9 protein-coding genes are annotated in these 13,147 nt (G+C 71.2%); 7 read left to right on the top strand and 2 right to left on the bottom strand.

Annotated features, from left to right (window positions below):
* Positions 1-204: 204 nt before the first annotated feature.
* A complete protein-coding gene (locus FHR37_RS30890; RefSeq protein ID WP_202884523.1) occupies positions 205-2,166 on the bottom strand; it encodes an HNH endonuclease signature motif containing protein in 1,962 nt (653 codons plus the stop codon).
* Between the two features lie 566 nt (positions 2,167-2,732).
* Between FHR37_RS30890 and FHR37_RS13705 the strand changes: the two genes are divergently transcribed.
* The 6 genes from FHR37_RS13705 (at position 2,733) to FHR37_RS13680 (ending at position 10,050) form a co-directional block, all read left to right on the top strand.
* Entirely contained in the window at positions 2,733-3,083 is a 351-nt protein-coding gene (locus tag FHR37_RS13705) for a cytidine deaminase (RefSeq protein WP_092883333.1), read from the top strand.
* A 6-nt stretch (positions 3,084-3,089) separates the two neighbouring features.
* A complete protein-coding gene (gene era, locus FHR37_RS13700) occupies positions 3,090-4,028 on the top strand; it encodes a GTPase Era (RefSeq protein ID WP_092883332.1) in 939 nt (312 codons plus the stop codon).
* 302 nt (positions 4,029-4,330) lie between these two features.
* Complete coding sequence (locus FHR37_RS13695; protein WP_202818073.1) at positions 4,331-4,930, top strand: PadR family transcriptional regulator; 600 nt, start codon at positions 4,331-4,333, stop codon at positions 4,928-4,930.
* A complete protein-coding gene (locus FHR37_RS13690) occupies positions 4,927-5,664 on the top strand; it encodes an ABC transporter ATP-binding protein (RefSeq protein ID WP_092883331.1) in 738 nt (245 codons plus the stop codon). The genes FHR37_RS13695 and FHR37_RS13690 overlap by 4 nt, the downstream gene beginning before the upstream one ends.
* Positions 5,661-7,508 (top strand): ABC transporter permease, encoded by a 1,848-nt coding sequence (locus FHR37_RS13685; protein WP_092883330.1) that lies wholly within the window; start codon positions 5,661-5,663, stop codon positions 7,506-7,508. Before FHR37_RS13690 ends, FHR37_RS13685 begins: the two co-directional genes overlap by 4 nt.
* 109 nt (positions 7,509-7,617) lie before the next feature.
* Positions 7,618-10,050, top strand: coding sequence for an ATP-binding cassette domain-containing protein (locus FHR37_RS13680; protein ID WP_092883329.1), 2,433 nt, complete (start codon positions 7,618-7,620; stop codon positions 10,048-10,050).
* A 139-nt stretch (positions 10,051-10,189) separates the two neighbouring features.
* On the opposite strand, the gene FHR37_RS13675 is transcribed toward FHR37_RS13680, so the two are convergent.
* Positions 10,190-11,176 (bottom strand): GNAT family N-acetyltransferase, encoded by a 987-nt coding sequence (locus tag FHR37_RS13675; RefSeq protein ID WP_092883328.1) that lies wholly within the window; start codon positions 11,174-11,176, stop codon positions 10,190-10,192.
* A 237-nt stretch (positions 11,177-11,413) separates the two neighbouring features.
* Between FHR37_RS13675 and leuA the strand changes: the two genes are divergently transcribed.
* The gene (leuA, locus tag FHR37_RS13670) at positions 11,414-13,117 is read left to right on the top strand and encodes a 2-isopropylmalate synthase (RefSeq protein ID WP_092883327.1); all 1,704 of its coding nucleotides are present in this window, start codon (positions 11,414-11,416) and stop codon (positions 13,115-13,117) included.
* The last annotated feature ends 30 nt before the right edge of the window (positions 13,118-13,147 follow it).

Below are 13,147 nucleotides of genomic sequence, written 5' to 3'. Positions count from 1 at the left end.
CGCTGATCGCCGACTCGATGACAACTTCCGCGTTCGAGTAGGTGCGATCAAGCGTGTCTGTCATCGGTGAGAGCGACGTGACGACTTCCCTCATCCTCGAGTTCGAGTTCGAGTTCGAGTTCGAGTTCGAGTTCGAGTTCGAGTTCGAGTTCGAGTTCGACAGGTGACCTGTATCCGGGTCGTGCGACGAGGCGGCCCGCCTCCTCAGTTCGGCGAGGCGTGGGCGTCGAGGATGACGCTGACGGCGTAGTGGAGGTCGAGGGGGTCGCCGGACCACCAGGGCGGGGTGAGCACGTCTTCGCCGAGTGTGGGGTGGAGGTTGGCCCAGTGGTCGAGTACGGATCGGGCGAGGTTGTTGTTGGTGGTGGCTTCGCGGGTGGTGTCGGTGAGGCCTGGCAGTGGGGGTGTTGCGGGGATCTCGGTGCCGTCGGGCCGGTGGAAGCTGAAGTGTCCGCCGGGGCGGGCGGTGAAGGTGTGGCCGCCTTCGTGGGCGAGCCAGTGGTGGTAGCGGCAGATGAGGATGAGGTTGGCCAGGGTGGTGGGGCCGCCGTGGGACCAGTGGTGTGCGTGGTGGATCTGGAGTCCGTGTCTGGTGGTGCATCCGGGTGCTTGGCAGGTGTGGTGTGCGCGGATTCTGACTGCTCGTGCGGTTGCGGCGCGGGGGAATCTGGTGGGGTCGCTCAGGCTGTGGATCTGGCCGTCTGGGTCGAGGTGGAGGGCGGTCCCGGTCGATTCGCAGGCGAGGCGGTCCGCGGTGTCGGGGGCGAGTGGAACGCCGTCGTCGAGGGACGCGGGCTGTCGTGGCGCCGGGCGCGGAGTCGCTTGGCCGGTGGTTGGGGCGGTGGCCGGGGTGAGCTTTGGGGGCTGGGTGGGGTGTAGGTGGATGATGACGCGGTATTTGTCGGCGGAGTTGAGGAATGCCGGGGTGTGGGACAGCAGGGTTTCGGCCATCAGGACGAGTGCGTCTGCGGCCAGTGCGGCGCGGTGGCGGTGGGGGACAGCGCGTGGTGTGTGGCGTGGGGGCGCGGGGTCCGGCGGAGTCTGGTGTGGTCGGTGGTCGGATTCTTCCGCGGAAGAATCCGGGCTGGTGCCATCCGGCGCGGAGTGCACGCGCGTCTCGGCAGGACCGGTGGCGCCGCCGGATCCCGCGGAATCGGGGCGGGCCCCGGCCGGCAGTACTGCGGAGGGCGCGGCTGGTTCGGGTGACGCGGCTGGTTCGGGTGACGCAGGTGGTTCGGGTTTCCGTGCCAGCAAGGTGTCCAGTGCCGCTTCGAGTGCTGCGACGACCGTCGCGCCTTCGTCGGGGGCCAGCCTTCCGCGGATGACCAGTGAGCCGTCCTCGTCGTAGAACCAGCTGATCCCGCGCCGCATCGCTCGCCGGAGATTCTGCTCCTTCGAGCGAGCCGCGGCGCAGCCACGAGCGATCCGGTCGAGTTGGGAAGCGGTGGCACTGAACGCGAGGTTGAGCAGCTCGTCCTCGGCGTCCTCGGCCTCCGTTTCCTCCGCTTCGGCGCCTGTTGGCTGCGCGCCTGTTGGCTGCGCGTCCGTTGGCTGCGCGTCCTCTGGATGCGCGTCCTCCGGCTGAGTGTCCTCACTCCCGTATGTGCCCGAGTGGTCTGGACGATTCTCTTCGCCGGCGTGGTTCTGCGAGTCGGCGGGTTCGCCGTTCGGAACAGGTTCGGATTCCTGCGCCTGGTTTCGGGCTGAGCGAGACGAACGTTGGTCGGCGTCGGCGATCCTTGTGAGCGCGCGCACCTTCGAGTACGACAACCGGCCGGCGGCGAACTCCGCGGCGACCTTGGGGAGTTCTTCCAGGGCGCGTCCGACCCGGAGGTGTTCGTACGCGGCGGACAGACTCGTCCCGCAACGCCAGGACAGCCACTGTGCCGTGGACCTGCACCCGGAGGTGCGCCAGCCCTCGCGGCGGTCGAAGGCGACGATCAGCCGCAGCCACTCGTGCGTGGCGATGGCGATCCTGGAAGCGAGGTCGCAGATCTCGGCCTCCAGACCCTCCAGCGACCTGGGTGCACCACGCGTGCCGGCCAGGTCCGGCCCACCTGTCGCTCCTGCGATTCCTGCCGAACCTGAGGAACGTGCGGTGTCCGGTGGCGCCGAGGTGGACGTCGGCAGTGGCGGTCCATCTCCGGTGTCTGCCTGGTCGGGCATGGCCGGACGTGGAATCCGAGCCCGCGGTGCGGGCGAGGGGCCAGAGGGGTCTGTCGGCGCGGCAGCGAATACGGTCGCAGGGGTATTGAAATCGCTCATGCGTTCGATGGTAGAACTGGCCACCGACAGGCAGCCGGGATCCGATGGCCGGCTGGTCGATGAGGCTCATCAAGACCGACGAGAGCTCCACCTGCGCCGCACCGGGTCGAGGTCCCTCCGAACGACAGAATCCGATGAGCGTCAACGACGGCGGATTCTTCCGCGGAAGAATCCGCCGTCCGTCGAGCTCGCCGCTCCGTCTGGTCGCTGAGCAGGCGTCGAGGGGGTTGTGGAGCGGATCGGGGCGGGCAACTGTTCGGGCAGGCGGGCAACTGTTCCGGGTCGAGGAACGGGCATGGATTCTTCCGCGGAAGAATCCGGAGTCGGGTGGAGCGGGTGCTGAGGGACAGGCCGGAGCAGGTGGTGACTCCCTGGCTACGGACACGCCGGGAAGGTCGTACTCCGAAATGGGTGACAGGGCAGACTCGGCGGCGACGCGCGGCGAGTGGTTTGCCTAGGATCGCCGGGTGACCAGTGCCGAGCTCGATCCCGAAGACGCCAAGATCATCACCCTGGCCCGCTCGACCAGAGCGCGCGCCGGGGCCGCCGAAGGCGCCGGCGTCCGCGACACCACCGGACGCACCTACACCGCCGCGACGGTGGATCTCCCGTCGCTGCGGCTGTCCGCTCTCCGGCTCGCGGTGGCGATGGCCGTGTCCAGCGGCGCCGACGGGCTGGAGGCGGCGGCCGTGGTCACCGAGGCGGTCGAGGCCCCGGCGGAGGACGTCGCCGCGGTGGCCGACCTGGCCGGCGCCGGCGTCCCGGTCATGGTCGCCGGGCCGGACGGGACCGTCCGGACGGTCGCCCACACCGGATAGGGGACAATCGGCCGGGTGAGCGAGGCTACGACGCAGTTCCGGAGCGGGTTCGCCTGCCTGGTCGGGCGACCCAACACCGGCAAGTCCACGTTGACGAACGCCCTGGTCGGCCGCAAGGTGGCCATCGCGTCGTCACGGCCGCAGACGACCCGGCACACGGTGCGGGGGATCGTCAACCGGCCCGACGCCCAGCTGGTCCTGGTCGACACCCCAGGTCTGCACAAACCGCGCACCCTGCTCGGCGAGCGGCTGAACGCGCTCGTCCTCAGCACCCTCGGCGAGGTCGACGCCGTGGGGGTGTGCCTGCCGGCCGACGAACGCATCGGGCCCGGCGACCGCTTCCTGGTCAACGAGATCTCGAAGGTACGCAGGCGTCCCACGGTCGCGATCGTCACCAAGTCCGACCTGGTCGACCCGAGCCGCATGGTCGAGCACCTCACCGCGGTCGCGGCGATGACCAAGGACACCGGCGTCGAGTGGGACGACATCGTCCCGGTGTCGGCTCAGGACGGCACCCGGGTGGACCTGCTCGCCGACCTGCTCGTCGGCAAGCTGCCGCCGGGGCCGCCGCTCTACCCCGAGGGCGAGCTGACCGACGAGCCCGAGGAGGTGCTTGTCGCCGAACTCATCCGCGAGGCCGTCCTCGAGGGTGTCCGCGAGGAGCTGCCCCACTCGATCGCCGTACTGGTGGAGGAGATGGGGCTGCGGGAGGACCGCCCGCAGGACCGGCCGCTACTCGACATCTACGCCCACCTGTTCGTCGAACGCCCCAGCCAGAAGGCGATCGTCATCGGCGCCAAGGGTCGCCGGCTGGTGGAGGTGGGCACCACGGCGCGCAAGCAGATCGAGACGCTGCTGGGTACGCCGGTCTACCTCGACCTGCGGGTCAAGGTCGCCAAGGACTGGCAGCGCGATCCCAAGCAGCTGCGCCGGCTCGGTTTCTAGGGCAGACCTGATCAGACTGGCCGGGAGCCGGCCGGGAGCCGGCCAGGAGCCGGCCAGGAGCCGGCCAGGAGCCGGCCAGGAGCCGGCCAGGAGGCCGGGGCCCGACAGGCGCCAGGGCTGAGGCCCCACTTCGGCGTACGGGCCGGCGTGCACCGCCGTCGACCCGTTCCGGCACGTTCGCTTCCCCGCCAGACGAACGTTCTGCCGTGCGCGCACCACGATCGACCTTCCCGCTCGGCGCACCCTTGACCGCTCGTACCTAACGGTTTAGCTTGAATACCTAACCGTTGGGGATGTGAGCGATGCCTGAAGCTGTGGCCGCGTCGGAGCGGGAACCGTCGCGCGGGATTCAACTGGGTGTGGTGCAGGAAGTGCTGCTCGCGCTGCTGGCGAAGGAGGGCTCGCACGGCTACCAGTTGCGGGCCCGGTTGCAGCTGGCCCTCGGGCCGTTGGCCGAGGCTCTCAAGGAGGGTCAGGTCTATGTGACCCTGAACCGGCTGGAGCGGGCCGGGCTGGTCGACGTCAAACGGGTCGGGCAGGCGGATCGGCCGGATCGCAAGGTCTATGCGCTGACTCCGGCGGGGCGCGACCGGGTGGCCGAGTGGCTGGCCGACACCAGCTGGCCGAAGCCGGCACCGGCGGAGTTCCATCTCAAGTTGGTGGCGGCGGCCGCGGCCGGGCTGGGTGATCCGGCGCGGATCGTGGACGCCCAACGGCACGCCGTACTCGCCGAGCTCGCCGTGGTGCAGCGGGCGGCACTGGCCGAGCCCGCCGAGTCGCCGGCCGGGCTGCTGCTGGAAGGCGTGGTGCTCCGCCTGCAGGCGGATCTGCAGTGGCTGGAGGCGTGTGCCCGGTTCTGGGCCGCGCCACCCAAGGGCATATCGGGGAGAGGGAAGCCATGAACGCAGTGCTGTGTGCCCGCGACCTGCGGATGACGTACGGCCGGGGAACAGGTCTGGTGACCGCGCTGAGCGGTGTGGACCTCGAGGTGGCGCAGGGCGAGACGGTCGCCGTGATGGGGCCGAGCGGGTGCGGCAAGTCCACCTTGCTGCAGCTCATGGGTGGGCTGCAGCGTCCCAGCGGCGGCGAGGTGTGGGTGGCCGGGCGGCCGCTCACCGGGATGAGCGAACGGAAGCTGGCCCGGCTGCGGCGGGACGCGATCGGGTTCGTGTTCCAGTCGTTCCACCTGATGGACGAGCTGACGGCGGTGGAGAACGTCGAACTGCCGGCGCTCCTGGCCGGTCGTTCGTCCGCCCGTGCGCGCAGCCGGGCGCAGGCACTGTTGGAACAGGTCGGGCTGGCCGAGCAGGCCGGGCGGCTGCCCGCGGACCTGTCCGGTGGCGAGCGGCAGCGGGTCGCGGTGGCCAGGGCGCTGAGCAACGAGCCGCTGGCGGTGCTGGCCGACGAGCCGACCGGCAACCTGGACAGCGCGTCCACCGCGGATGTGCTGCGGCTGTTGGACGCCCTGCGGTCGGACGGGCAGACCCAGGTGATCGTCACTCACGACGCCCGGGTGGCGGCCGCCGCGGACCGGCTGATCTCGATGCGGGACGGCGTGTTCGTCGAGGAGACCCGGCTGAGCCACGGCAGCGGCGGCCTGTTGTCCGGGCTGGCGGGTTGGGGGAGCGAGCGATGAGCCGGATCCTGCTGGTGGGCCGGCTGGCCGTACGGGACCTTCGGCGCCGCCCGGGCCAGGCCGCGCTGCTGCTCCTCGCGCTCGCGGCGGCCACCACCACGTTGACCGTCGGGCTGGTGCTGCAAGGGGTGACCGACCAACCCAACCAGCGCACCCGGGCGGTGACCGCCGGGCCGGACGTCGTGGCCGGGACAGCGCCCGCGCCCGGCCGTCCGGCCGACCTGGCCGAGCTGCGGCGACTGGCGGGGGAGCCGGGTGTGGTCGCGGTCAGCGGACCGTACCCGTACACCCAGAAGACGATGACCGTCGGCGGCCGGCCGGTGACCGCCTGGCTGCAGGGCCGCGACACCGAGTCGGCCCCGGTCGACCGGCCGGCCCTGACGGCCGGAGAGTGGACTCACCCCGGCGGCGCGGTGCTGGAAGCCGGGTTCGCCAAGGCGCTCGGCATCCGTACCGGTGACAGGGTCGACATCGGAGGACGCCCCTTCAACGTCGCCGGACTCGCGGTGACCGCGGCGTCCGGGCAGTACCCGAAGGTGTGCTTCGCCCCGTGCTGGGGCGGCGCCGCCAAGCCGCTGCCGCCGACCGGACCGCCGAACGGGCCGCCGACGGCAGACGTCGGACCGAGCCCGTTCACCCTCGGCCCGGCCGGCCTGATCTGGCTCACCGAAGCCGACACTCGTTCGCTCGCCGGCCGGGACGCCCTCGGCTACGTGCTGAACGTGAAGCTCGCCGACGAGGAGGCCGCACCCGCGTTCGCCGCCGCCCACGTCACCGGCAACGGCAACTTCACCCTGATGACCTGGCAGGACGTGCAGGTCCTGAACGCCTGGCTGACCGAGGCCAACCAGTTCTCGATGCTGCTCGGCAGCTGGCTGCTCGGCCTGATCGCGCTGGCCAGCATCGTGGTGCTGGTCGGCACCCGGATGGCCGACCAGACCCGCCGGGTGGGCCTGCTCAAGGCCGTCGGCGCCACCCCCGAGCTGGTCGCGGCGGTGCTGCTCGTCGAGCACCTGGTCATCGCTCTGCTGGCCAGTGTCACCGGGCTGGCCGCCGGACGGCTGCTCGCCCCGGTGCTCACCACCCCCAGCGCCGGGCTGCTCGGCCGGGCCGCCCCGGCCCCGTTCACCGTGACGACGATCGTCTCGGTGATGACGGCGGCGCTGGGGATCGCCGCGGCGGCGACCTTCGTCCCGGCGGTACGCGCCGCCCGGACCAGCACCATGCGGGCGCTGGCCGGCACTGTCCGCCCGCCGCGCCGCCGGCCCCGGCTGATCGCGCTCTCCGCACGGTTGCCGGTTCCGCTGCTGCTCGCCCTCCGGATCGCGGCCCGGCGGCCGCGCCGCACCTGGCTGGGCGTGTTCGCGGTGGCGGTGACGATCACGGGAGTCACCTGCGCGCTCGCCACCCGGGCGCACCGGTTCGAGGAGGCGGCACCCGGGCTGGACCCGAGGCTCGCGATGACCCAGGGGCTGCTGGTGATCACGGTCATGCTGGCCGTCCAGGCGGTGGTCAACACCATCTGCCTGGTCTGGGCGACCACGCTGGACACCCGGCCGTCGGCGGCGCTGGCCCGGGCACTCGGCGCGACCCCGGCCCAGATCAGCGGCGGACTGTCGTCGGCTCAGGTGCTGCCCGCCCTGGCCGGGGCGCTGCTCGGGGTGGCCTGCGGGCTGGGACTGGCCCAGGTGCTGGACGACGACCCGCTCACCGTGCCGCCGCTGTGGCAGCTGGCCGCGGTGCTGCTCGGCACCGGCCTGGTGATCGCCGCCTGCACAGCCCTGCCGGCCCGCATCGGTGCCGTCCGTCCGCCCGGCCCCACGCTCGACGCACCCCGGTCCTGAGGACGGCCGGCCCCCCGACCGCGGCCGGTCAGGAATCGAGAAGCGGGCGCGTCCGCGGCCCGGCTAGCGTGGCAGCCGAGCACCCGAACGCCGCACAGATGGAGACCCGATGACCAAGGCCCCCAAAACGGCAGCGAAACCAGCCGCGCAGCCGCCCGCGCCGCACGTCGCCGACAGCCACGACCTGATCCGCGTACAGGGTGCGCGGGAGAACAACCTCAAGGACGTGAGCGTCGAGCTCCCGAAGCGCCGGCTGACGGTCTTCACCGGGGTCTCGGGTTCCGGCAAGAGCTCGCTGGTGTTCGCCACCATCGCGGCCGAGTCGCAGCGGATGATCAACGAGACCTACAGCGCGTTCGTGCAGGGGTTCATGCCGACCTTGGCCCGGCCGGAGGTCGACCTGCTCGACGGGCTGACGACGGCGATCATCGTGGACCAGGAGCGGATGGGTGCCGACCCGCGGTCCACGGTCGGAACCGCCACCGACGCCGCCGCCATGCTGCGCATCCTGTTCAGCCGGATCGGCACGCCGCACATCGGTTCCCCGCAGGCGTTCTCCTTCAACGTCCCGACCCGGATCGCGAGCGGGGTGATGAGGACGGAGAAGGGCCAGACCGAGCAGAAGTCCGTCGTACGCAACGCCGTCTACCAGGGCGGCATGTGCCCGCGCTGTGAGGGCATGGGCAACGTCAGCGACATCGACCTGACCGCGTTGTACGACGAGAACAAGTCGCTCGACGAGGGCGCGCTCACCATCCCGGGCTACAGCATGGAGGGATGGTACGGCCGGATCTTCCGCGGCTGCGGCTACTTCGACCCGGCCAAGCCGATCCGGAAGTTCACCAAGAAGGAACTCAACGACCTCCTCCACCGCGAGCCGACCAAGATCAAGGTCGACGGCATCAACCTGACGTACGCCGGACTGATCCCGCAGATCCAGAAGTCCTTCCTGTCCAAGGATGTCGACGCCCTCCAGCCGCACATCCGCGCCTTCGTCGAGCGGGCGGTGACGTTCGCGGTGTGCCCGGAGTGCGGCGGCACCCGGCTGAGCAAGGAGGCCCGGTCGGCGAAGATCGGCGGGAAGAACATCGCCGACCTGTACGCCATGCAGATCAGCGACCTGGCCGACTGGGTACGCGACCTCGACGAGCCGTCGGTGGCGCCGCTGCTCGCCGGGCTGCGGCACCTGCTGGACTCGTTCTCCCGGATCGGGCTGGGCTACCTCTCCCTGGACCGGCCGGCCGGCACGCTGTCCGGGGGAGAGGCGCAGCGGACGAAGATGATCCGCCACCTCGGGTCGTCCCTCACCGACGTCACCTACGTCTTCGACGAGCCGACCATCGGGCTGCACCCGCACGACATCGCGCGGATGAACGAACTGCTGCTGCTGCTGCGGGACAAGGGCAACACCGTCCTGGTGGTGGAGCACAAGCCGGAGACGATCGCGATCGCCGACCACGTGGTCGACCTCGGCCCCGGCGCCGGCACCGACGGCGGCACGGTCTGTTTCGAGGGCACGGTGGAGGGGCTGCGGGCCAGCGACACCGTTACCGGCCGGCACCTCGACGACCGGGCGACCCTGAAGTCCGCGGGGCGTACGTCGGCCGGCGCGCTGGAGGTCCGCGGCGCGTCCACGCACAACCTCGCGAACGTGGACGTCGACATCCCGCTCGGGGTGCTCTGCGTGGTCACCGGTGTCGCCGGCTCCGGCAAGAGCTCGCTGATCCACGGCTCGGTCGCCGGCCGCGACGGCGTGGTGGTGATCGACCAGCGCGGGATCCGGGGTTCCCGGCGGAGCAACCCGGCGACCTACACCGGCCTGCTCGACCCGATCCGCAAGGCGTTCGCCAAGGCCAACGGCGTGAAGCCCGCGCTGTTCAGCGCCAACTCCGAGGGCGCCTGCCCCGCCTGCAAGGGCGCGGGGGTGATCTACACCGACCTGGGCGTGATGGCCACGGTCGAGTCGCCCTGCGAGGAATGTGAGGGAAGGAGGTTCCAGGCGTCGGTGCTGGAGTACACCTTGGGCGGCGCGAACATCGCCGAGGTGCTGGCGATGTCGGTGGCCGAGGCCGAGGAGTTCTTCGGCGGCGGCGAGGGGAAGGTGGGCGAGGGGAAGAACGAGGCGCACACCCCGGCCGCGCACAGGATCCTGGACCGGCTTTCCGACGTGGGGCTCGGCTACCTCCACCTCGGCCAGCCGCTCACCACGCTGTCCGGCGGCGAACGGCAGCGGCTCAAGCTGGCCGCGGCGATGGCGGAGAAGGGCGACGTCTACGTCCTGGACGAGCCGACCACCGGACTGCACCTGGCCGACGTCGAACAGTTGCTGGGACTGCTGGACCGGCTGGTCGACTCCGGGAAGTCGGTCGTCGTCATCGAGCACCACCAGGCGGTGATGGCGCACGCCGACTGGATCATCGACCTCGGCCCCGGCGCCGGGCACGACGGCGGCCGGGTCGTCTTCGAGGGCACCCCGGCCGACCTCGTGGCCGCGCGTTCCACCCTCACCGGGGAGCACCTCGCGGCCTACGTCGGCACCTGACCGGGCCGAACGCCGGCGACCCCCGGTCGCGGCCTACGTCGGCCGCTGACCGGCCTCGGCGCCGGCGACCCGCGACCCCGGCGGAAGCCGGGCAGGTCCGGGCGTACGCCTCGAAAGATGTACGCCCGGACCGGCTCCCTCACACGGCCCGCTGCCAGCCCAGGTGCCGGGTGACGATGCGGTATCCGAGGGCCTCGTTGACGGCGATCATGTACGAGTTGGACTCGGCGTTCCAGGTGTCCAGCCAGCGGATCGCGGGCTCGGCGGACCGCAGCCAGGTGACCATGTCCGCCTTCAGCAGCATCCCGAGCCGGTGGCCGCGGTGCGCACCCACCACCGCGGTGTCCCACTGCCAGGCCCACTCGGGCAGGTCGACCGGGCGGCCCACCACGGTGTGTCCGGCCAGCGGCCCGTCGGTGCCCAGCCGGGCGATCACGCGGTAGAGCTTGTTGCCCGCGGCCTCCTGCGCGGCCTCGAACCCCCGCACCCGCTTGGCGTCGAACACCTCGTCCTCGATGTCGAGGTCGTCGGTGGGCGCGTCGTTGATCGCGGCGGACATCTCCGCCACCTCGTCCAGCAGGTCGTCGGGGACCGGGCCGTCCATCCGGATCAGCGTGTAGTCGCGGGCGGCCTCGGCGGAGTGCGCCCGCAGCTCGGCCACCCGGGCCGGGTCGACCTCGGTGAGGTCCTGGCGCCGCTGCACCTCGATGCTGGCGCGGGTGAAGCCCATCGCGGTGGCGAACGCCGCGGGCACCTCCGCGTCCAGCGTGCCGGTCGTGACCAGCCGGCGGCCGCTCGCGCGGACCCGGGCCAGCCCCTCCTCGAACAGCGCCCGCCCGCGCCCTTCGCGCCGTTTGTCCGGATGGACCGACACGCCCATGCCCGCCATGTGGGTGTTGTCGCGCTCGGAGAAGTGCAGGTGCAGCGTGCCGGTGACCTGCCCGTCCTCGATCGCCAGCCAGGCCTCGCCCGGTTCGCCGTCCCAGCCGTACCGCAGCGAGGACACGAGGCCGCGCTCGGTGTGCGGCGGGTCCCACGGAGTGTCGGCGGCGCGCGTGGCCTGGTGGAAGGACAGTGCGGCGGCGACCGCGGCGGCGTCGTCGGGGTCGAGGCGCTGAAGGTTCATACCGCACAGGGTGCGGGCGGGAGCGGCACCGGGCAACCGGATTTCGCCCGGTCGGGGAGGGGGCTTGCCGGGCCCCGGTTGTGCGGGGCTAAGCTGACCAACCTATGTGGTACGCAGGACTCCTCCTTCGCTGCCGCGACGGGGCCCTCTAGGCCGGGCTCCTCGTCGCGGGCTGCATGACGTCCCGGCCGGCCGAAGCGTCATCCCGCCACCGCCACGAAGCGAGGGACCTCCCCGATGCCACATCGTCAGCAGCCCAGCCGTATGCCCTTCCACCGCTACGCCGCGTTCCCGCCGGTCGAGCTGCCCGACCGCACCTGGCCGGACGCCCGGATCACCCAGGCACCCCGATGGCTCACCACCGACCTGCGTGACGGCAACCAGGCACTGATCGACCCGATGAGCCCGGCCCGCAAGCGCCGGATGTTCGACCTGCTGGTCCGGATGGGCTACAAGGAGATCGAGGTCGGCTTCCCGTCGGCGTCCCAGACCGACTTCGACTTCGTACGCGCCATCATCGAGGAGGGTCTCGTCCCCGACGACGTGACCATCTCGGTGCTGACCCAGGCGCGCGAGGACCTGATCGAACGCACCGCGCAGTCGCTGGTCGGCGCCAAGCACGCCACCATCCACCTGTACGCCGCGACCGCCCCGATGTTCCGCCGCGTCGTGTTCGGCGTCGACCGGGACGAGTGCCGCGCGATCGCCGTGCAGGGTGCGGAGTGGGTGGTGAAGTACGCCGAGCAGCTGCTGGCCGACACCGACTTCGGCTTCGAGTACAGCCCGGAAATCTTCATGGACACCGAACTCGACTTCGCCCTGGAAGTGTGCGAGGCGGTGATGGACGTGTGGCAGCCCGGTCCCGGCCGGGAGATCATCCTCAACCTGCCGTGCACCGTCGAGCGGTCGACACCCAACGTCTACGCCGACCAGATCGAGTGGATGAGCCGCAACCTGTCCCGGCGTGAGCACGTGTGCCTGTCGGTGCACACCCACAACGACCGGGGTACGGCTGCGGCCGACGCCGAGCTGGCCGTCCTGGCCGGCGCGGACCGGATCGAGGGCTGCCTGTTCGGCAACGGCGAACGCACCGGCAACGTCTGCCTGGTCACGCTGGGGCTGAACCTCTTCTCCCAGGGCATCGACCCGCAGATCGACTTCTCCGACATCGACGAGATCCGGCGCACGGTGGAGTACTGCAACCAGCTGCCGGTGCACCCGCGCCACCCCTACGCCGGGGACCTGGTCTACACCGCGTTCTCCGGCTCCCACCAGGACGCGATCAAGAAGGGCCTGGAGGCGCTGGACAAGGCCGCCGCGAAGGCCGGGGTGCCGGTGGGCGAGTACCCCTGGGAGGCGCCGTACCTCCCGATCGACCCCAAGGACGTCGGCCGCTCCTACGAGGCGGTGATCCGGGTCAACTCCCAGTCCGGCAAGGGCGGAGTGGCCTACGTGCTGAAGGCCGAGCACCAGCTCGACCTGCCGCGCCGGCTGCAGATCGAGTTCAGCCGGGTCGTGCAGGCGCACACCGACGAGGAGGGCGGCGAGATCCCGTCGGCGCAGATCTGGTCGACGTTCGAGCAGGAGTACCTCCGCACCGACGGGCCGTTCACCCTGCACAAGGTGCACACGTCCGCCGCCGACGGCACGCGCGACGCGCTCACCGTCACGGTCGAGCACAAGGGAAGGCAGCGGGTGCTCAGCGGTGAGGGCAACGGCCCGATCGCGGCGTTCGTGGACGCCATCAGGCAGGTCGACGTCGACGTCCGTGTCCTCGACTACAGCGAACACGCGCTCGGCGCCGGTGGAGACGCCACCGCCGCGGCGTACGTCGAGTGCGAGGTCGGCGACGACGTCTACTGGGGTGTCGGCATGGACGTCAACATTCTCAGCGCTTCGCTGAAGGCGGTCCTCTCCGCTGTCAACCGCGCCTTGCGCTGAGGGATCAGCGCAAGGCCCGGTTGACACGAC

This window comes from Actinopolymorpha cephalotaxi (assembly GCF_013408535.1).
Classification (GTDB): Bacteria; Actinomycetota; Actinomycetes; order Propionibacteriales; family Actinopolymorphaceae; genus Actinopolymorpha; species Actinopolymorpha cephalotaxi.
The sequence above is the reverse complement of the archived record's forward strand: the minus strand, read 5'-3'. Positions and strand labels throughout refer to the sequence as shown.